The following is a 20,504-nucleotide window of genomic DNA, read 5'->3' on the forward strand; positions in this document are numbered from 1 at the left end:
TCCGATAAAGAGGCCTCGATACCTGGCAAGCCAGCGTCTATCTTTTCACATTAAAGAACCTGATCGAAAAATCAATTCGATCAGGTTCTTTGGATAAAGGTAAGAAAGTATCAGTTTTTTGAAGTCTGAGAAGTCTAACACAAGGCGCTTGTGCTTTTCTAATCAGAGCTGACTAAAGCGCCCTATCTTTTATTCTGCATCTGGATGATCCAGAAGATATAATTGTTTATAGCGAGGATAGTTTGTTAATAATTCCTCATGTGTGCCACGCATCTCAATTCTGCCTTTATCCATAAAGATAATTTCGTCCATTTCCTCTATACCAACTAAATGGTGGGTAATCCAGATAATCGACTTTCCTGTTAGACTAGAAAAAATGGTTTTTAACAGTTCTTTTTCTGTTCGCGGATCTAAGCTTGCATTTGGTTCATCCATAATGACAACAGGGGTATTTTGCAGAAGAACTCTTGCAAGTGCCACCCTTTGTCTTTCTCCGCCTGAAAAACGCTGTCCTGTTTCCTGCATAAAGGTATCCAATCCATCTGGCAGACTATCCACTAATTTTTCCAACTGTGCCATTTTAATCGCTTTTGCCAATTGTGCTGGTGAAGGTTCGTCGATTCCCAGTGTTACATTATTTCGAAGTGTTGTATCGAATAAATGTGGATTTTGATTAAGCACAGAAATAATCGACGAGCTATTTTCGTGGAAAGAAAAAGCATCTTTCTGATTAAAAGTTATTTTCCCTGATGATGGGATAAGCGCACCTTGTATTAGCTTCAGCAAAGTTGATTTGCCTGCACCGCTTCTTCCAATAATCGCAATCTTTTTCCCTTGAGGGATAGAAAGTTTCACATTAGAAACAGATGGTTCTTTTTCGTTCTTATATGAAAAACTAACACCATTTACTGCAATATCAACATTGCTGTCATGTAAAATTGCTTGCTGATTGGTTTGTAGGGCATCTCCATCTTGGGATAATTTTTTTAATCTTTCCAATGAATCTTGATAAGCAGGAATTTTTTCAAATGCATCGGAAATAATCAAAAATGCTTCCAGTACAGGGAATGCCACTAATATAATGGCGGCAATTAATGTAGGAGAAATAGTTCCTTGTGTATACTGTGCGCTTGACCATAGAGCGAGTGAAATAATAATAACGGCAGCAACACCTTGGGCAACAAGGTTTCTCCATCTTGAAAAGCTTTGCAATTTAGTGCTGATCTTTGCAACAATGGCTTCCTCTTTTTCATAATTTGCAATAAAATTTGCGGTACGACCGCTGATTACCCAATCGCTTATACCGAGGATGCTGTCAGTAAGGGTTTGATATAAGCCATTTCTGTTTTGTTTGTATGCTTTTTGTTTTTTCTGGATGAATAATAAGGAAAGCGCTGGCAATACAACTAGTAAGATGGCTAGATAACAGCCAATAAGCACAGCGAATTTACTATCAAGCATTCCAATGGAAAATACAACAACGACATACAGAAAAATTGCTGAAATAGTTGGGAAAATCGTCCGTAAATAAATATATTGCAGCTGTTCTATATCATCTGCCAATATACCAAGCATATCTCCGAGCCGAAATCGATTTTTTAAGAAAAGGGCTTGAGGCTCTAAAATACGATAAAGCTTTACGCGCATCCGCGATAGAATGCGAAGAACCGTGTCATGTCCAGCTAATCTTTCTAAATAAGTAAATACCGCTCGGCTGATGCCAAAGGTCCTGACACCAACGATCGGAATATAAACAAGTAGAATATTTTCTACTGGAATAGCCGCTTTAGAAATTAGGTACCCAGAAGTAAATGTAAGCATGGCTGCAGTAAGAACGGTGAGAAAGCTAATTACAATGATTAAGATAATCCGTGGGACATTTCCCTTTATAAAAGGAAGAATCCATTTTTCCTGTTTCATATGTCCATTCGCTCCTTACGCCTTCAGCAGCCTGTAATAGGCACCTTTTTTTTCTACTAACTCTTGATGTGTTCCAATTTCGACAATTTTTCCTTTTTCTAAAACAAACAGTAAATCCATTTGCTCCATCCAGTGCAGGCGATGAGTAGCAAGGAAGACTAATTTATTTTCAAAAAGAGGAAGCATTGTTTCTTTTAATTCAAATTCTGTTTCAATATCTAAATGGGAGGTAGGTTCATCGAGCAGCATAATAGGACGTTTGCTTAAATAGGCTCTTGCTAGTGCGATTCTTTGTTCCTGGCCACCGCTTAACGTCCTGCCTCCGTCACCTAATAGTTCATCTAAACCATTTGGAAAAGTAGTATACAGCTTATATAGCCCTGTTTCTTTTAGAGCGGTTTCCACTTCTTGATCCGTTGCTTCAGGAGAATAGAAGCGAATATTATCTCGTAAGGAAAGGCTAAATATATAGGGAGACTGTGGTATATAAGTAGTATTCTGTCTCCATCCATTATTCGATAAACGAGCATCGTTTTTATTTAAAGTAATCGTACCAGTCGTATGATCAGAAAATCCACTCAATAAATCAATTAAGGTTGATTTACCAGCACCACTTTCACCGACAATCCCAATTTTTTTTCTCCCATTTATAGAAAAAGATATATCTTGTAATGTTTCTGCCTCTCCCTCCTGATGAAAAAATCCAACAGAATGGAAAGAAAATTCATTAATAGAAGAATCGATTGTTGTTTCTTCCTCTTTATTTATCTTTTGATCAAGAATGCCTTGAATCGATTCTCCAGCCTCTTTTCCGTTTAAGGTCGCATGGTAATCAGCACCAACCATTCTAACGGGTAGGAAGTATTCAGGTGCCAGCATTAAAATAATAAGTGCTGGCAATAAGCTTAAGTTTTCATTAACTAATCGGACACCTAAGTTAACGGCAACGGAAGCTACTGATAAAGAAGTGAAAAAATCCAAAGAAAACGAGGAAAGAAAGGCGACTCGTAATGTTTTCAGTGTGGCAGAGCGATACTGCTCACTGACTTTTTCAATATTTTCACTATGCCTTCTGCTTTTTCCAAGAAACTTAAGTGTTTCCAATCCACGTAATGAATCTAAAAAATGGTTGGATAAAATCCGGTATGTAGCCCATTGGCGATTCATTTGGCCTTTTGCAGCAAGGCCGACTAAGATAAGAAAGCCAATTAAAATCGGCATCGTTATCGTTAAAATGATGCCGGAAATCCAATCCATCCAATAAACATAAAGAAGCAGCATAGGTGGAATAACCGCTGTTGCAATCATTCTTGGCAAGAAAAGCTCTAAATAGTTTTTAAATTGTGAAACTCCTTCTAGCACAAGTGTCGCTATTGTGCCACTGCCTTGTTTTTTTGTAAACTTCGGTCCGAGCTGGAATAATTTCGTTATGAGTTGCAAACGTAAATATTTGCTTGTCTTTTCCGCAAAATCAGAAGAGATTTTCTGCTGGACTAAATGCAGAAAATGCCGGGCGATAAATGCGAATAAAAACAATATGATCTGCTCATATTGTTTCTGAAACGGTTCGCCTTTATATAAGGAGACTATTACATCTGCAAGCCATTTGGCTTGCAGAATAATAGCTGCACCTTGTGTAATAGTTAATATGGTTAAAAATGCGAGAATCGGCTTGATCCCTTTAAACGTAAGAATGTTTTGTTTCATTAATATTCAAGATGAGACTTCTCAGTAACTCTTTTACGGAAAACAATGTAGCTCCAGATTTGATACCCTAATACAAAAGGCAATAGGGTTAGAGCCACGATTGTCATTACTTTTAAAGAATAATTACCAGAAGCTGCATTTGTAATCGTTAAGCTGAAAGCATCGCTGATCGAACTAATCATTACTCTAGGGAATAAGCCGATAAACACTGCTGTAAAGGAAAGGATAATCACACCGCCTGTCATGCCAAATGCCCAGCCATCTTTTTTTCTTGAAATAAAGAAGCCGGCTAGCACGAACACGATAACACCTAATCCGAATATGGCAGATAAAATTTCTCCTCGAGCATCAAAAATATCAGATTTGATATAAGTTAATACCGTAAATGCCAATAATAGTATGCCTAATAAAGGCAATAGTTTCTGTGCTGTTTTACGAGCGCGGTTTTGAAGATCACCAACCGTACGAAGGGTTGTGAACATTAGACCATGCACTAAACAAAGAATTAAAACCGTTAAACCGCCAACTAGCGTATAGTAGTTTACGATGTCAAAAAATCCAGCCTTTAACTCCATATTTTTATCAATTGGCAGACCTTGCATAAAGCAGGCAAATACAACGCCGAATAGAAGAGGTGGTAAAAGGCTTCCTAGGAAAATGCAAATATCCCATGATTTTTTCCATAAAGGACTGTCGCCTTTGGCACGGAATTCAAATCCAGTAGCACGGATAATCAATGCTAATAATACGACAACAAGCGGTGTATAAAATCCGCTGAACAGTGTAGCATACCAGTGAGGGAAAGCAGCAAATAATGCTCCGCCTGCTGTAATTAGCCAAACTTCATTCGCATCCCAGAAAGGACCGATTGAATTGATCAAAATGCGTCTTTCTTGATCATTTTTTGCAATGATTTGGGTGGACATGCCGACCCCAAAATCAAATCCTTCTAAGAAGAAAAATCCAATGAATAAAACAGCGACTAATATAAACCAAAGAACGTTTAACTCAAGCATGGAAACCCTCCTTCGCAAATGGGTCTGTGGTTACTTTACTATCTTTCTTATCTAGCATATATGGACCTTTTTTAATAACTTTTACATATAAGAAGACCATGATTGCTGCTAAAATGGCATAAACAGTAGAGAAAGTGATGACAGAGAATAATACTTGACCAGCACTTACACTTGGAGAGATACTGTCTTCTGTTCTCATTAATCCAAAAACAGTCCAAGGCTGTCTGCCGATTTCCGTCATAATCCATCCTGAAGTATTGGCGATAAATGGCAAAGATATACCTGCAACCATAAAACGGTAGAACCATTTATTCGGTTTAATCGTTAATTTTTTCTTCCAGCCTAAATACACACCATAAATGCCTAACAAAAGCATTGCAGTTCCGGCAACTACCATGATTCTAAAGCTCCAAAAAGTTGTTTTTACTGGAGGGATATAATTTCCTTCTCCATATTTTTCGGTATACTCTGCTTGCAGCTCGTTCATTCCTTTTACACTGCCGTCTAACGTATTGTAAGAAAGGATGCTTAGTAAATAAGGAATTTTTATTTCATGTGTGTTCTTTTTATTTTCTACATCGATATTTGCGAAAGTGGTCCAGGGTGCAGGATCTTCACTTGTGTTCCAAAGACCTTCACTTGCGGCCATTTTCATTGGCTGTGTTTCGACAAGATATTGTGCTTGAGCATGGCCGGCAACCATTGTCAAAAATGTTGATGTTAAAGCAACCGTAATCCCGATTTGAAAAGATTTTTTGAAAAACTCTACTTCTTGTTTTTTTAATAGTTTATAAGCGCTAATTCCAGTAACCAAAAAAGCACCGGTTGCTAGAGCACCTAATACAGTGTGCGGCATTTCTACAAGAACTTGACCGTTTGTAATAAGGGCAAAAAAGTCATTCATTTCTGCGCGGCCATTATTTATTTCAAATCCAACTGGATGCTGCATAAACGAGTTGGCAACAAGAATCCAATAAGCGGAAATCATTGTTCCAAAAGCAGTTAACCAGATACAGGCTAAATGTACTTTTTTTGATAATCGATCCCATCCGAAAATCCATAAACCGATAAAGGTAGATTCCATAAAGAAAGCAAGCAATGCCTCAATCGCAAGTGGCGCACCAAATACATCGCCGACAAAGCGGGAATAATTAGACCAGTTCATACCAAATTGGAATTCTTGGAGAATTCCTGTAACGATACCGATTACGAAATTAATGAGAAACAGCTTTCCCCAGAATTTCGCCATTTTTTTATATTCTTCATTGCCACTTTTTACATACATTGATTCCATAATTGCGATTAGAAACACTAATCCAATTGAAATTGGTACAAATATAAAGTGGAAAATGGTAGTTGAAGCAAATTGTAAACGTGATAGAAATACCATATCCATGTATTTCTTCCCCCTCTTCTTATCATTTTATATCCTCATGTATATGAGATTTTTGTGAACGGTGAATTTTTAAAAAGCGATAAATGTCATTGCGCCTGTAGTGTGCTTATGCGTGAAAATTAAGAAATAAAAGGATTAAAATAGCTTGACTTGTGATAAATTACACAAGATGAATCTTGATGAACAAGTCCAAAAGTACTGATAAATGTGGATTTTATAAAAGATTAGGTTTTGTTTTTTTCAACCGTCTCCTTTTTTCAAATGATAGCTATATCATAATGAAAAAATATGGATTTGAGTTAAAAATCACAAAAAGTTTGAAAAAAGTTCACAATTTCACATAAATTAAAAGTTTGGAAACAAAAGGGTATTGCTTTTTGGGATTTTTCGGTGAAGTGCAAGATATTTCCATAGTGTATGGTTGTGATTTTTAAGGCTACCTTGAAAAGAGGCGCTCTCGATAAGTCCGCAGCCAGAATACACTTCGCTTTCCCTAGGGCGGGCGGCGATCCTCCTCGGAGCCTCGTCTCGCCTGTCCCGCAATTCCCATAGGATTCTACGTGTATTCTAATTACTCTCTGGTTCAACATTTATTTATAAAAAATGGAATGCTTCTGCAAGAGTGTTGATTATCCAAAATTAGATAGAATTTTCCTGTGTAGATTAGAAAAGGATGAATCAGGACCAAAACAGCGGAAAAGAAGAAGAAAAAGTGCCTCATACGCTTTATGAAGGACAAAAACAGCGGAAAAGAAGAAGAAAAAGTGCTTCATACGCTTTATGAAGGACAAAAACAGCGGAAAAGAAGAAGAAAAAGTGCCTCATACGCTTTATGAAGGACAAAAACAGCGGAAAAGAAGAAGAAAAAGTGCCTCATACGCTTATATGAAGGACAAAAACAGCGGAAAAGAAGAAGAAAAAGTGCCTCATACGCTTTTACCTTATCTATTTACTAGAACATTTACCCGTTGGCGATGAGCAAAGTTTCTTGCGTTTTTTCTGTGAAAATAAAACGGGCGAGTGGCTATTCTGGGTATCTGTATAATACAGTAACGTGTTCTATTTGATAGGGCGGGTACAGGATTTTGGTGTAAAGAAAATCTTGAAGCGTGGACTTCTAGAAAAAAGACAATAGTAAAGAAAGGGTGTGACCTCAATTTTTTAAAAAAATCACAACCTTAATAGAGTATTGTAATGGAAGGTCGTCTAACCAGCTAGACGTGGTTCAGAGAAGTGTTGCTTATTAATAAATAGGGTATATATAATTCTTAAAACTTTATGTGCAATAGCCTGTAAAGCTTTTTTCTTTCCTCTTCTTGCAGATAGAGACCAAAAAACATTTGACATTGAGGTATTTTTCGACCTTGATATAGCCCAAGCAACCTCACAAAGAGCAGCTTTTATATGTGGGTTTCCTTGAACGCTTTTGGAACTTTTCTTTTTACCAGCACTTTCATTATTGCCAGGTGATACACCAGCCCAAGAAGCTAAATGTCTTGATGAAGGGAATTGGCTCATATCTGTTCCGATTTCCGCAATAATAACAGCAGCTGTGTGTTCCTTTATACCTGGGATAGATAAAAGTATTTCTTTTTCTTCTTGATAGGAATGAAGCAGGGTATCTATCCTATTTTCAAGTTCTTGAATGGAAGTTTCCAAATACATGATATGATTCCAAGAGCTTTTAATCATAAACATTTGATGTTCATTTAATGTTCCGAAAAGAGAATCGGAAATGGTATCAGCCTTCTTGCGGAGAGAATGATGGATATTGGCATCAACATCAGCCTTATCAAGGTATCCATTATCGACTAACTGTTTCAAAAGTTTACGTCCAGAAACCCCAAAGATATCAGAAATAACTGAACCAAGCTTTATGTTTGAACATTCGAGGACCTTTGAAATTCTATTTTTTTCAGCTGTTAAGTTACCAACCCATTTCTTGCGTAAACGGTTCAAATCTCTTAATTCCCGAAGATCTTGGGAAGGGACAAAGCTTTTTTCAATCAATCCATGACGAAGAAGCTTGGCAATCCATTCTGCATCTGAAACATCGGTCTTACGACCAGGAACGTTTTTAATACGTTGGGCATTGGCCACAGTAATATCGAAATATCCTTCAAGGATGTTGTATACCGGCTTCCAATAGATTCCGGTACTTTCCAGAGCAATGTGTGTAATTTGTTTTTCTTCTAACCACTTTAATAAATCAAATAAACTTTTGGTTAAAGTGGAAAAAGTCTTGGTTTCTTTTTGAATGGATTCATTATTAGTGCCAGTTAGGGCACAAACTACAATCTCTTTTTGATGAACATCCATTCCGGCACAATGGGTTAATAAAATGTCCAAATAAAACAACCTCCAAAGTAGTGTCTATGGAAAGTGGAATAAGCTTGGTCAAACAGCATTTTTCTGTACGTGATCATCCTCAAAAATTGAAGAGTCAACAAAGGGGTGTACACAAGGCAAATTCCAAACAGTTTCTTATACAGGGTCGAACCACCACAAAAGCGCACGTAAAGATTACTTCCCATAGCATTAATCAGTATGGAAAAATGGACAAAAAAGTAAAACCCCGGCTTAGAAAAAATTTTCATGCCGGGGTGTGAGTGTGAAATCATGTGTGTTTCTTATGATTACTAACTTTTTGAGAAATGGTTTTTTTCAGAAAACTACTAAATCCTTGTATACGGAAATAATAGTTTCCTTTGTTCAAGGATTTATTATGGGAATATATGCATATACTTTGATTAATAAGAAGGAAAGATGTAAGCTTTTGTAAGCGGTCCATAAAAGTTTGATGAAAAGATTAAATAAGAGTTTGAGGTGTTTATAAATATGGTTAAATGTATTGCAATTGATATGGATGCAGCTCTGAAGAGTAAAAGTTTTTCGAGATAATTCCACCTAACACTCGCCAAATATAGGATAATTAGGATATACAAAACCCTATTATATTGATATTTGGGAGGATTTTTTTTATGATAACTAGAAAAGACAAACGTGATAAAGAAAAAGGGATAAACTTTTTATTCGAGTTTCTGAAAACGCAGAAACACTTTTTTAAAGATTTTAATAAGTTGCTTAAAAAAGTAAAGGATCCAAGACACCAGGGCTATACCATTTATGACCCAGAAGTCCTTTTGATGATGGTTATTTTAAAAAACACCTGTAATCTAAAAAGCATGCGTGAAATGACGAATGAATTCAACAAGGACGAGTGCATTGAAAATATAGGAAAAATTTTAGGGATTGAACATTTGGAAGAATTACCCCACTATGACACAATCAATAATTTTCTTTCTCGGTTGAAACCAGCAGAACTTGAACATATCCGAACGTACATGATCAAAGAATTATTGAAAAAGAGGTGCTTTGATTCTTATCGGATTGAGGGGAAATATTGGGGCGTTATCATTGATGGTACAGGCATTTTCACGTTTAATGAAAAGCATTGTGACCACTGCTTGAGACGAAATTACAAGGAAAAGGATAAGGAAACGGGTGAAGAAAAAACAAAGACCATCTATATGCATCACGTCCTAGAAGCTAAATTGGTTGTTGGAGATATGGTGCTGAGTGTTGACTCAGAATTTATTGAAAATGAATCGGAAGACGTGGAGAAACAAGATTGTGAACTAAATGCTTTTTATCGATTGGCTACAAGACTTAAAGACACATTCAAACGGCTGCCCATCTGTATCATTGCCGATAGTCTTTATGCGTGTGAAAAGGTCTTTAACCAATGCAAGAAATATAAGTGGAACTATTTATTTCGATTCAAGGAAGATCGCATCAAAAGTATTGCCAGTGAGTTTCAGGTATTAAAAAATATGGAAGACAATGTCTTGAATATAAATGAAGATAGCCAACAAGGAAGAATTACTTGGGTGAACGGAATTGTTTATAGGGAACATCAACAAAGTGTGCTGGAATACGAAATGGAGACGAAAAAGGGAAAACAAAAGTTTCTTTTCCTTACCAACATAAAAATCACAAAAAAGAATGCCAAAAGGCTCGTTAACACTGGACGAAGCCGTTGGAAAATAGAAAACGAGGGATTTAACAGACAAAAAAACCTACGCTATCACATTCAACACGCAAGCAGTAAAAATTACAATGCCATGAAAAATCATTATTTATTGGCCCAGATTACAGAAATCATAATGGTGCTTCATGAGCAAGGGTCGAAAGCATTGAAGCGCGTCAAAAAAACGGTAAAAGAAATATCCTCGCGACTGTTAGAAGCCTTGCGCGGGCAAACACTAACAAACGAGGATATAGTACAACTGGGAAAACCAATGCAAATTAGATTTACCTAGTGCCATAATTATAACAAAAGGATGTGGTGTTGGGAAAGAGAAAAGTAGTTATCCACAATTTCACAATGGAAATGACGAAATTGGCTTGTCTTTTTTGGTAAAAAGGACGAAAATGACAATGGTAAATTTTTACATGTGAATAAGTTACTTTAACATCTTTCACATTTTTTTATCAAAGTTTACTCCTCGGAGCTGATATGGATGGAACATTATTGACTTCAGCACAAGAAGTAACAACAGCGAATAGGGAAGCAATTAAGCTTGCTCAGCAAAAAGGGATAGAGGTTATTATTTCGACAGGACGTGCGTATGAAGAAGCGGGTGATTTATTAAAAGATGCTGGAATTATTACACCGATGATTTGTGCCAATGGTGCTGAAATTCGTACAAATAAGCATGAAATAGTAGGAACCAACCCATTAGAGAAGAGCTTGGCAAAAGGAATAGCAGAAATACTTCATCAAAACCAAGTGTATTATGAGGTGTATACAAATAAAGGTACATATACATTGGACAAAAAAATGGCGAGATCGTTAATTATGGATATTTTTACGGTAAGTGGCCATATACATGATCTAGAGGAGATACAAAAGGCAGCAGAGGAACGCTTGGAAGTTATTCATGAAGTACAAAGCTATCTGCCTTTATTTGAAGATGACGAATTCATTATTTATAAATTACTTGTTTCTCATACTGAACCAACGAAGCTTGAAGAGGTTAGAGAACAGTTGAGTGAGGTAGAGGGTTTAGCGGTTAGTGCATCTGGTAAAGAAAACTTAGAGTTAACAGCGATAAATGCGCAAAAAGGTGTAGCTTTGGAAAAGTTTGTACAGTCTAAAGGGATTTCTTTAAAAGATACGATGGCGATTGGAGATAACTTTAATGATCTTTCGATGTTTTTAAAGGCTGGAAGAGCGGTTGCAATGGGAAATGCAGTTGATGAAATAAAAAAACAATGTCATTTTGTCACGGGGACAAATGAAGAAAGCGGTGTAGCGCAGGCCATTAATCTAGCGCTTGCGGAAGCATAGGAAAATAGTATTGTTTTGGAATAAGGCTAACCTGAAAAGAGGCTTTGGCTCTCTCGAATAGTCCGCAGGTGGATTACACTTTGCTTTCCTGTGGGCTCATCTACGAGCCTTCTCGGTCTCGACTTTCGCGTATTCTCACGGGAGTCTTCGTGTATTCCACCTGCTTCTTTTCATGTGCGATGGTGTGAATCTAATTAGTTTAGGTGATTTCTTTGCTATTAAGCCATGTTGAAAGGGGCTTTTCTGAATTTTATTCCTTTCGTGGCTGTAAACCGTAAAGTATAAACTGTATAGTTCTCTCTATTTCTTCATCATCATCCCACTCTGCTTCTGGCATAATAATGTAACGTGCTATAAAAAAACCCATAATACTAGTAATGGCTAAACGAACTGCTGAAAAGGATGGAATATCAATGATTTCTCCTTTTTTTTGGAAGGCTTCTACGAGTTCTTGCAAGCGGCTGAAAACTTTGACAGCAATTTGCTCTTTAAACGTTTCCCTTAAATCATCATGAAAAGGAATTTCTTGAAGAAGTATTTTTAGCAGGGTATAGTTTTTTTGCAAAAAGGCTAATCTGTTTTTTACAATGGCCCGAAGCAGTTCTTCAAAGCTACTATGGGAGGCATGCAGCACTTTATCAAAATCCTTGATAACTAAAGGAGCGATAAATGTACTTAAAACAGGAGTCACTAATGCTAAAAGCAAGTCTTTTTTCGTTTTATAATGCCGGAAGATTGTTCCCTCCGCAACTCCAGCCTTTTTGGCAATTTCATTTGTGGAGGTAGCAGCAAACCCTTTTTCTGAAAATGCCTCAATAGCAGCAGTTACTATTTTTTTTTGTTTATCTGTCATTTTGTTTTCTTCTTTAAGAATTAATTCCAAAATTGAATCTTGATCAGACATGATAATACTCCTTCTGAAAAATTGAATGTCTTTATTATAATGGATAGAAGAAAAAAGAAGAAGTTAGCGGACAGTGAATAGCTGTTTGCTGTCCTGTGAGCAACGTTGAAGGCACCACATCCTGTGGAATGCCGATGCTCAAAGTTAAGCCGCCTCGAACTTTTTGGTCCTTTTTATCCTCCTTTTTGAACAAGTACTTGTACTAACTCAAACTTCGCACCATCAAATTCGTTTGCAATTCCTTGATATTACTCGGTTTAAGAACAAAAAAATGGGAGGCATGTTTTTTATTGTGGAGGTTGCTTTCCACTATGGGTTGCTTCCCTTTCCGCGGGGTGGGATCTGAGCCTCCTCGGCGTTGTCTTTCGGGGTCTTTAGCCTTCCTACATTATCCAGCAAGAGTCTTGGCACCCTCCGCTACAAGCACCCTGTTTTAGAATAAGTTCTTATCTTCGAATTTCATGACAAGGTATGATGACTAAACACTAGTAGCGTTGATTTTTTATGTTATTATTCAACGTTATTCTACTAAAATGTGTCGCTTTTAGTCTATTCAATAAAGTGGGTGTTTTTACCAGTTCAACGACAGCAACTAATGGAGCAAAACGGCTTGATTGGAGTGGAAGGTGCGAGACTCCTGTGGGATTAGCGAGACAGCTGAGACCCTGCAGGCCAAGGGCCGAAGCGGCTAAAGCCGAGCCCCACGGAAAGCGAGCACCCTGAAACGAGAATCTTGCCCCTATTTATAAGGAATAATGTTTGCTAGATTAATCAATCACCCTTTTCTAATTGCTCTAAACCAAGTTATGCTAATACATTAAGAGGAATTTATAACTGCGAAGTTTGAGTACTAATTTATATTTTGCGATATTTTTTTAGAGTCAGGATGTTAATGATGATAAAAATTACAGAAAATCCCAACAGGACCATCAATGGCATAAGTATATCTGCTAAGCCTTTCCCACGGATCATGATATCTTTTAACGCATCAGCTGCATAGTACAATGGCGTAATAATAGAAAGCCAATTTATAGAAGAAGAGATTGTTTCTAAATTGAACAGTCCGGAAAAAAACACTTGTGGCACTACAACTAATGGGATGAATTGCATCATCTGTAGTTCATTTTTCGCAAAGGTAGAAAGCAAGATTCCTAATGTTAATGCGGCTAAGGAAAGAAGCAGATTTGCCAACAATACATAGAAAATAGAACCTTCATTTATCATGTTTAATACATACACAGAATAGACGACGATTATGCTAGATTGAATCATTGTAAATAGTCCAAATCCAATTACATAGGATAAAACTAGTTCCCATCTTCTAATAGGACTTGATAGTAATCTTTCTAATGTACCGGAAGTTCGTTCTCTTAAAAAGGAAACTCCTGCTATTAAAAATACAAAGAAAAAGGAAAAAAAACCAAGTAATACAGGTCCAAACGAGTCGAATTGACTGATATCTTTAGAACCATATAAAAAATCTATATCTAGATTTCCTCCAGTACTAGAAGTAGGCAGCAAAACTTCTTTTATACGAGATAAGGTAATGCCATTAACCGTTGGATCACTGCCTTCTACTAATATGGAAGGGGAGTGATTAGCAAAGGATACATAGCCGTCTATTTTTTGGTTCTCTATAGCCTTTTTTGCTTCCTTATTATCCTGGTAGACAGAATAGGAGAGATCACTCTTCTCAAATGCTGCTGTTACCATTTCTGGAGCTTGTATAAGTCCGATTTTTGGCTCGTAGTCTTCTCCGTTAAAAATTAAATGTAACAAGGTTAAAATGAAGATAGGAGCAAGGATCATCATCGCCATTGTTCGTTTATCCCGGTAAAATTGTTTCATAATACGAATCACTAATGCTTTAATTCTCATAAGAAAGACCTCCGTAATAAAGAAAAGCTTCTTCCATTGTTTGAGCATGACACTGTGCCTTCAATGCTTCGGGGGAGCCGCTTGCAATAATTCTTCCATTGCGAATCATGCCAAGCGTATCACATTTTTCTGCCTCATCCATCACATGTGTTGTAACAATAATAGAAGTGCCATTTTCTTTTAATTTTTGAAAGGTAGCCCAAATATTTTTTCGTAGAACAGGGTCAATTCCAACAGTTGGTTCATCCAAAATTAATAAGGCAGGCTTATTAAGCAGGGCAATACTAATAGATAATCTGCGTTTCATTCCACCTGAATAATTAGAAACAAGCTTTTGAAGGTGATCAGATAAGTCTACCAAGGAAGCTGCCCATTCTATTCGTTCTTTTTTCTTTTTACCTTTAAGTCCATATAAGGCTGCGAAAAAATCTAGATTTTCCATTGCTGTTAACTCGTGATATAAGGCATCAGCTTGGGCCATGTATCCAATACGTTCCATTGTTTTTAAGTTGGGCATTTTGTTATCTAAAACGAGGATATTACCTTTATCCGGTATATCTAGCCCGACTAATTCCTTTACAAGGGTTGTTTTCCCAGAACCGGAAGGACCTAATAATCCATAAATTTCACCACGTTGGAGCTTCAAACTTATGTTAGTAAGAACAGATTGTTTACCAAATGATTTATAGACTGAATCAGCAGAAATAACGAGTTTAGTTGTCATCTTTCTATCTCCCTTCTTCCAAATGAGTGATTACTCACTTTTATAATAATTCTCTTCTCTTGATTTGTAAAGTGAGTAATCACTCATTATTGTTCCTGTGTTAAAATTTTTAACGATTTAAAAAAATCAGTTATACTTGAACTATCGTCTACAGAAAAGGACATATTTTGAAAAATTCGAGGTGGAAAAATGGCTGATTTTCAGGCTAATATAATTATTGCAGAACCAGTTGAACTTGTTTTTGCCTATATGGCTAATTTAGGGAATGCTCCAGAATATATGAAAAATGTAGAAGAAACACATAAAATTACAGAAGGTACTCTCGCAATTGGAACAAAATATCAAGAAATAAGAAAAGTTCGTGGAAAAAAGGCAGTGGCAGAAATTGAATTCCTTTCCTTTGAAGAAAACATCTCTTATATTACTCGAAGTAACTCTAATGGTTTAATTGTGGATTACGAATATGAATTTTCAGAAGTGGAAGAGGGGACTCAAGTACAGTTTAAAGCAAACTTACATGTAAAAGGATTTATGATGAAATTAACAAAAAGAATGCTTGTTAATATTTTGCGAGCAGAGGATGGAGATCATTTGGAGAGAGTCAAAAAGAACTTAGAAGAGGATGTTGTCTGATCCAGCTGGAATGGCAGCTGATTATATGCAATCTAAAGGTAAAAGGAAAGCCTATCACGAAAATCTTTATGTTGATTAACTAAACTATTGACTTGCCTCTTACAGACAACATTACAATTTTTATATACTTGTTGAGGAGGTTAGAAATATGAATATTAAAGTAGTTTCGGAAAGAACGGGACTAACAAAAAAAGCGATTAAATATTATGAAGAGGTAAATCTTATAACGGTAGAGAAAAATGCAGTGAACAATTATCGAGAATATTCACAAGAAAATATTACAACTTTAAGATTAATTTCTTCCCTAAGGTTATTACATTTTTCCATTGAAGAAATCAAAGTATTTTTACAAGGTGAAAAAAATATCAAAACGCTTTTAAGCGAGCAGCTTGATTGTATCAAGATAGAGCTAGATGATATTAATCGTAGAAAACTGTTAACCGAAATGCTTATGAACAGGTTAGATCAATCAGAGGATTTTACGAGCATAGCGAAAGAACTTAATAAGACTCTTGCTTTAAGTGAGACAGAGAAAAAAGAATATTTATCTGACCAGTTAAAAAGAATTTTCCCAGGTTCATTTGGAATGTTAATTTCTCAAATATATGAACCATTTCTAAAGGTTCATCTAGAGGACGAAGCAATGAAAACTGCATGGCTAAGATTGATACAATTATTAGATGATATGGATGAGGTGCAGGAAAAGGTAGAAACAGAGTCTTGGGACAATCAAACATTGGTGGAGCATTTCAAGACACAACAACCTAATCCGAATTTTATTGAAGAGTTAATTTCTAATGATAGTCGAGCGAAGCAGCAATTAAAGGATATGTTTTGTTTGCTTATTGAAAATTTAAAAACGATGGATAATGTAACACCATGTTCTATAGAAAAAGGAAATTTACCTAACTTTAAACAAGGATCACCTTTTCATGACTCATTGATTAAAATCAGTCCTAAATATGCTGAATTTGTGAAAGTACAAAACAATATAATAGAAGAAATTAGTAAAGAGAAGGGGATAGAGGCAAAAGTGTTGCTTAATAACTTCATCTAATTTTTATAAGGAAAAGGTGGCTATTTAATTGGTTTAATAGCCACCTTTTAGTGTGAAAACTACCACAATATATTGTGGTAATGAAAGTAGAATCTTGTCTTTCCTGTTACTTGTTATCAAATTTATATGTCCACAATTTCTCCGTGTAAAGTCGCTCTAATACTTCTGGCACTTGATTCGTCAATCCTTCTTGCATAGCAGCTATAAATTCTTGTGTTTGCGAACGATGTGCACCAATGGCTGCCATTTTTGTATCGGCAAAACGCTGTACATCTATTGTAATATCTGGCTCGCCTATGTCTTCTATACAGTTGCGTGAGAAGGCAATGCAATGCAGCTTCGGACGTTTTGAAGCATCTATTTTTTCTAATGTTTTTACAACGGCTTCTGCTGTAGCGTCATGGTCAGGATGCACAGAGTAGCCAGGGTAAAAAGAGATGATTAAGGATGGATCTAACTCATTGATAAGTGCAGTGAATTCCTTGATCAGTACATCCTCCGCTAGAAATTCAATTGTTTTATCTCGGTATCCTAACATACGAAGGTCCTCAATCCCTAACACTCTCGCAGCCTCTTGTAGTTCATCTTTCCGAACTAATGGCAATGTTTCTCTTGTTGCGAAGGGAGGATTTCCTAAGTTTCGACCCATTTCTCCCAATGTTAGGCATGCATAAGTTACAGGAATGTTATCATGTGTATAATTTGCTATAGTTCCTGATATACCGAATGCTTCATCATCCGGATGGGGGAAAATCACTAAAACATGTCTTTCTTTTTCCATGTTTTTTATTCCTCCTTTCTAATTTTATTCAAAGGGTGTTTCGCTAATTTCAAGAGCAACTGCCAGCTTTCCAGTAAAATCAAGTCCGGCAAGAAGCAGACGGTCTTTATCATCTATTTCATAGTGAGTAATTCCTTCTGCATATATCCAGCCAATTTTTGTTTTTAGCCCAATTCGATACGGTCCATTACCGGTGATTTTTCCATATTCATAGGATAGTTGTGCATTGCGAATATAGGCACCAGAATTAAAGAACGTTTCGTCTTTATGGTTGGCATAGGCACCATTTGTTGTTTCTAAATGAATGTAAACATCTTTATTTGCTTTTTGCTCAATCTCTTGTTGTACCTTGTCTGCTTGTATGAACTCCATTTGTTCCCGTTGCCAAAACCTAATAAAAATCTATAAAGTTTGTTTATTTCCCTGTTCCTCGTGCCCGATTTTGCCGAAGCTACTTTCGTTTGATATAACACTCCGAGGGCGTAAATTCGGATACAACGAATCCTACATATTAGCAAGTAACGTTTTGGTGTTAATTTGCTAATTGATAATGTGATAAGTTGATAGAAGCGTTCAAATCCCTATCCACTATAAGACCACAATCACATTGATATACTCGGTCAGATAGCTTTAGATTCTTTTTAACCGTTCCACAACATGAACACATTTTAGAAGATGGATACCATTTATCAGCCTCCACAAATTCAATCCCATGCTTCTCACACTTATACTGGATTTGCCGTTTGAATTCGTATAATCCTTGTTTGGCAATCGCTTCTGACAAATGCTTATTCTTCATCATTCCTTTGATGTTTAAGGTTTCCATTACAATTCGATATGGTTTGGTTTTCACAATATCGTTTGTCGTTTGATGAAGATAATTGGTTCTGATATTCGATAATCTTCTATATAGGTTCCGCACTTTCCTTTCGATTTTTATAATGTTGCTGGTTTTGACAAAACGGTCTCCCTCCTTATTCATCTCATATTTCCGAGAAACTTGACGCTGCAACCTGCGAAGGCGTTTCACTGCCTTTTTTACTGCTTTTGTTTTGTTCATGTTTTTAAACTTTCTACCATCTGAACATACTGCTAGTTCTTTCACGCCAACATCAATTCCAAGCGAAACATCTGTTAATTCCGTTGATTGTACTCCTTCTTCCATTCCAACAGACAAATACCAGTACTTACCATCAAAACTGATTCTTGGATTGAAGTACTTTACACCCATTGGCAAAAGTTCAAATGTTTTAATCAAGCCAACTTTTTCAATTAATACTTTATTCTTTTTGACTTTTAACTTGATAGGGTCATTATAAAAAGATGGTTTTGATTTCTTCCTGCTTTTGAAACGTGGTTTATTTGCTTGATTATTAAAGAATTTCTTATACGCATCACAAGCATCTTTAATTGCTTGTTTTGTAATATTATTTGATACATCATACAACCAAGAATATTCTTCCGTTTGTTTTAAAACAGTCAATTCTTTACGCAGGAATTCATCAGATATAAATTTACCACCGTTCTTATAATTTTCTTCTTGTTTCCCTAATGTCCAGTTATATGCCCAGCGAGCTGTTCCTACTGATTTCCAAAGCTGATGTTCCTGCTTTTTAGTTGGTTTTATCCTTATTTTCTTTGCAAGGATCACTTTCCATCAACTTCTTTTTTTGAACTAATTGTACAATCCCCTTCAATTACATGATGTGGTTTAAAAGTATTTTGTTTATCCCCTTTACTTAATGTTTGTGTTGTTTTTCCTATCCATTTAGTAAATCTATCTATTGAATAGTATCTCATTTATATCACCTCTTAGTTTTATTATAAAAATAAAGATTATAATAAAATAAGAAGTTTTTATGAACTTTTACAAAATATTTTTAACTGTTATTAACCTCCGTCTATTCTAGTATATTCCATTATTTATTTAATGGTTTCTTAGTTTGCACTGATCGTTTCTTTTTGTTCAAAGATAAGAAAGAATAGGTTCTTTAAAGTTAGACTGGTGTCTAGCTCCAGCGCCTATCGCCTATCGTACTTCAGGTCTTCTCCCTACGATAAGTCAACATCGAATCGCTAACGCTCTTCGTGTTTCCTTTATCTCAGTCGAAGCCCCTTCAGTCCGTACGGCGATTAACAAGGCGCTTCCGCTTTTCTTAATTTTCGATATGCACCATGCATCGTTGGTCCAACATATTCATTTAGTTTAAAGCCGTTGCTGATGGCTGCTGTGATGAAATCCTTTGCTATTTGTATCGCTTCTAATACTGTTTTACCTTTTGCTAATTCTGCCGTAATCGCAGCAGAGTAAGTGCAGCCTGCTCCATGTGTATACGTAGTATCTACAATGTCACTTTCATAAAAAGTAAAGTCTTTTCCATCGTAAAGAAGGTCGATTGCCTTTTCGTGCTTTAATTTGCTGCCGCCTTTAATAAGTACGTATTTAGGACCTAAAGCATGAATTTTAACAGCAGCTTCTTTTAAATCATCCACTGTTTTAATTGGTTTATCTGTTTTTGAAAGCTGCCATGCTTCAAATAAATTAGGTGTGACAACCGTTGCTTTTGGTACAAGCAATTCCCTTAGTGCATCAGCAGTTTCAGGATGCAATACTTCATCCTCCCCCTTGCAAACCATAACAGGGTCGATAACAACATTATCTAGTTTATTTTCAACGATTAACTTGCTTGCCAGTTCAATAATTTCCACAGAACCTAACATGCCTGTTTTCATCGCATCAATACCTACAGAAAGAACGGTTTCTAATTGTGACTCAACTGTTTTTATATCTTGAGGAAAGACATTATGATGCCAACCGTTTTTAGGATCCATTGTTACAATCGTTGTTAGTGCAGTCATTCCATATACGCCTAATTCTTGAAATGTTTTTAAATCTGCTTGAATACCAGCACCGCCGCTTGTATCCGAACCAGCTAATGTTAAAACTTTTTTCATTATGCATGCCTCCTATAGTTGTTTACAAAATGTGAAACTCCATCATTGGAAAAGTATTTTAAACTAATCATACAACTATTCAAGCTTTTTTTCATTAGTTAACCAACGAAATCAACATTCTTCATTTATATGTACATACTTTAATGGTTGTTAACGAACAATAGTTTCCACTAAAAACGC

16 protein-coding genes and 1 pseudogene are annotated in these 20,504 nt (G+C 36.2%); 4 read left to right on the plus strand and 13 right to left on the minus strand.

Features of this window, described 5'->3' with window-relative positions; all coding sequences use genetic code 11:
• Positions 1–189: 189 nt before the first annotated feature.
• The 5 genes from cydC to AC5LWL_RS01870 all read right to left on the minus strand — a co-directional run bounded on the left by cydC (position 190) and on the right by AC5LWL_RS01870 (position 8,388).
• Positions 190–1,920, minus strand: coding sequence for a thiol reductant ABC exporter subunit CydC (gene cydC, locus AC5LWL_RS01850; RefSeq protein ID WP_493432756.1), 1,731 nt, complete (start codon positions 1,918–1,920; stop codon positions 190–192).
• 15 nt (positions 1,921–1,935) lie between these two features.
• The gene (cydD, locus tag AC5LWL_RS01855; protein ID WP_493432757.1) at positions 1,936–3,627 is read right to left on the minus strand and encodes a thiol reductant ABC exporter subunit CydD; all 1,692 of its coding nucleotides are present in this window, start codon (positions 3,625–3,627) and stop codon (positions 1,936–1,938) included.
• Positions 3,627–4,643: a cytochrome d ubiquinol oxidase subunit II gene (cydB, locus tag AC5LWL_RS01860; protein WP_493432758.1), complete on the minus strand. Its 1,017-nt coding sequence runs from the start codon at positions 4,641–4,643 to the stop codon at positions 3,627–3,629. Before cydB ends, cydD begins: the two co-directional genes overlap by 1 nt.
• Positions 4,636–6,039, minus strand: a complete 1,404-nt coding sequence (locus AC5LWL_RS01865) for a cytochrome ubiquinol oxidase subunit I (protein WP_493432759.1) — start codon at positions 6,037–6,039, stop codon at positions 4,636–4,638. The genes cydB and AC5LWL_RS01865 overlap by 8 nt, the downstream gene beginning before the upstream one ends.
• A 1,206-nt stretch (positions 6,040–7,245) precedes the next feature.
• Complete coding sequence (locus tag AC5LWL_RS01870) at positions 7,246–8,388, minus strand: IS110 family RNA-guided transposase (RefSeq protein WP_493432573.1); 1,143 nt, start codon at positions 8,386–8,388, stop codon at positions 7,246–7,248.
• 632 nt (positions 8,389–9,020) lie between these two features.
• Here AC5LWL_RS01870 and AC5LWL_RS01875 point away from each other — a divergent pair.
• Both AC5LWL_RS01875 and AC5LWL_RS01880 read left to right on the plus strand, forming a co-directional pair.
• The gene (locus AC5LWL_RS01875) at positions 9,021–10,361 is read left to right on the plus strand and encodes a transposase family protein (RefSeq protein WP_493432582.1); all 1,341 of its coding nucleotides are present in this window, start codon (positions 9,021–9,023) and stop codon (positions 10,359–10,361) included.
• A 191-nt stretch (positions 10,362–10,552) separates the two neighbouring features.
• Positions 10,553–11,392, plus strand: a pseudogene (locus AC5LWL_RS01880) (HAD family hydrolase); the annotation flags it as partial.
• A gap of 250 nt (positions 11,393–11,642) precedes the next feature.
• Here AC5LWL_RS01880 and AC5LWL_RS01885 read toward each other — a convergent pair.
• The 3 genes from AC5LWL_RS01885 to AC5LWL_RS01895 form a co-directional block, all read right to left on the minus strand.
• Complete coding sequence (locus tag AC5LWL_RS01885; RefSeq protein WP_493432760.1) at positions 11,643–12,296, minus strand: TetR/AcrR family transcriptional regulator; 654 nt, start codon at positions 12,294–12,296, stop codon at positions 11,643–11,645.
• 855 nt (positions 12,297–13,151) lie between these two features.
• Positions 13,152–14,174: an ABC transporter permease gene (locus AC5LWL_RS01890; RefSeq protein ID WP_493432761.1), complete on the minus strand. Its 1,023-nt coding sequence runs from the start codon at positions 14,172–14,174 to the stop codon at positions 13,152–13,154.
• Positions 14,164–14,898 carry an ABC transporter ATP-binding protein gene (locus AC5LWL_RS01895; RefSeq protein WP_493432762.1) on the minus strand — a complete coding sequence of 245 codons (735 nt, stop codon included), beginning with the start codon at positions 14,896–14,898 and terminating at the stop codon, positions 14,164–14,166. The genes AC5LWL_RS01890 and AC5LWL_RS01895 overlap by 11 nt, the downstream gene beginning before the upstream one ends.
• Before the next feature lie 189 nt (positions 14,899–15,087).
• Here AC5LWL_RS01895 and AC5LWL_RS01900 point away from each other — a divergent pair, with 189 nt between their 5' ends.
• Entirely contained in the window at positions 15,088–15,531 is a 444-nt protein-coding gene (locus tag AC5LWL_RS01900) for an SRPBCC family protein (protein ID WP_493432763.1), read from the plus strand.
• 148 nt (positions 15,532–15,679) lie between these two features.
• Positions 15,680–16,588 carry a MerR family transcriptional regulator gene (locus AC5LWL_RS01905; protein ID WP_493432764.1) on the plus strand — a complete coding sequence of 303 codons (909 nt, stop codon included), beginning with the start codon at positions 15,680–15,682 and terminating at the stop codon, positions 16,586–16,588.
• Between the two features lie 106 nt (positions 16,589–16,694).
• Here AC5LWL_RS01905 and bshB2 read toward each other — a convergent pair whose 3' ends face one another.
• The 5 genes from bshB2 to pdxK all read right to left on the minus strand — a co-directional run bounded on the left by bshB2 (position 16,695) and on the right by pdxK (position 20,324).
• A complete protein-coding gene (gene bshB2, locus AC5LWL_RS01910) occupies positions 16,695–17,369 on the minus strand; it encodes a bacillithiol biosynthesis deacetylase BshB2 (RefSeq protein WP_493432765.1) in 675 nt (224 codons plus the stop codon).
• A 24-nt stretch (positions 17,370–17,393) separates the two neighbouring features.
• Entirely contained in the window at positions 17,394–17,741 is a 348-nt protein-coding gene (locus AC5LWL_RS01915) for a YojF family protein (RefSeq protein WP_493432766.1), read from the minus strand.
• A 160-nt stretch (positions 17,742–17,901) separates the two neighbouring features.
• Entirely contained in the window at positions 17,902–19,020 is a 1,119-nt protein-coding gene (locus AC5LWL_RS01920) for an RNA-guided endonuclease InsQ/TnpB family protein (protein WP_493432767.1), read from the minus strand.
• Entirely contained in the window at positions 19,017–19,169 is a 153-nt protein-coding gene (locus tag AC5LWL_RS01925; RefSeq protein ID WP_493432768.1) for a hypothetical protein, read from the minus strand. Before AC5LWL_RS01925 ends, AC5LWL_RS01920 begins: the two co-directional genes overlap by 4 nt.
• A gap of 333 nt (positions 19,170–19,502) precedes the next feature.
• Positions 19,503–20,324, minus strand: a complete 822-nt coding sequence (gene pdxK / locus AC5LWL_RS01930) for a pyridoxine/pyridoxal/pyridoxamine kinase (protein WP_493432769.1) — start codon at positions 20,322–20,324, stop codon at positions 19,503–19,505.
• Positions 20,325–20,504 lie beyond the last annotated feature (180 nt).

It is taken from the genome of Niallia sp. WK069_GA_01 (genome assembly GCF_983173855.1).

Bases quoted from the DNA above. Each gene is read 5' to 3' on its own strand.
- cydC (WP_493432756.1), bottom strand. From the start codon at position 1,920: ATGAAACAGGAAAAATGGATTCTTCCTTTTATAAAGGGAAATGTCCCA.
- cydD (WP_493432757.1), bottom strand. From the start codon at position 3,627: ATGAAACAAAACATTCTTACGTTTAAAGGGATCAAGCCGATTCTCGCA.
- cydB (WP_493432758.1), bottom strand. From the start codon at position 4,643: ATGCTTGAGTTAAACGTTCTTTGGTTTATATTAGTCGCTGTTTTATTC.
- AC5LWL_RS01865 (WP_493432759.1), bottom strand. From the start codon at position 6,039: ATGGATATGGTATTTCTATCACGTTTACAATTTGCTTCAACTACCATT.
- AC5LWL_RS01875 (WP_493432582.1), top strand. From the start codon at position 9,021: ATGATAACTAGAAAAGACAAACGTGATAAAGAAAAAGGGATAAACTTT.
- AC5LWL_RS01885 (WP_493432760.1), bottom strand. From the start codon at position 12,296: ATGTCTGATCAAGATTCAATTTTGGAATTAATTCTTAAAGAAGAAAAC.
- AC5LWL_RS01890 (WP_493432761.1), bottom strand. From the start codon at position 14,174: ATGAGAATTAAAGCATTAGTGATTCGTATTATGAAACAATTTTACCGG.
- AC5LWL_RS01895 (WP_493432762.1), bottom strand. From the start codon at position 14,898: ATGACAACTAAACTCGTTATTTCTGCTGATTCAGTCTATAAATCATTT.
- AC5LWL_RS01900 (WP_493432763.1), top strand. From the start codon at position 15,088: ATGGCTGATTTTCAGGCTAATATAATTATTGCAGAACCAGTTGAACTT.
- AC5LWL_RS01905 (WP_493432764.1), top strand. From the start codon at position 15,680: ATGAATATTAAAGTAGTTTCGGAAAGAACGGGACTAACAAAAAAAGCG.
- bshB2 (WP_493432765.1), bottom strand. From the start codon at position 17,369: ATGGAAAAAGAAAGACATGTTTTAGTGATTTTCCCCCATCCGGATGAT.
- AC5LWL_RS01915 (WP_493432766.1), bottom strand. From the start codon at position 17,741: ATGGAGTTCATACAAGCAGACAAGGTACAACAAGAGATTGAGCAAAAA.
- AC5LWL_RS01925 (WP_493432768.1), bottom strand. From the start codon at position 19,169: ATGAGATACTATTCAATAGATAGATTTACTAAATGGATAGGAAAAACA.
- pdxK (WP_493432769.1), bottom strand. From the start codon at position 20,324: ATGAAAAAAGTTTTAACATTAGCTGGTTCGGATACAAGCGGCGGTGCT.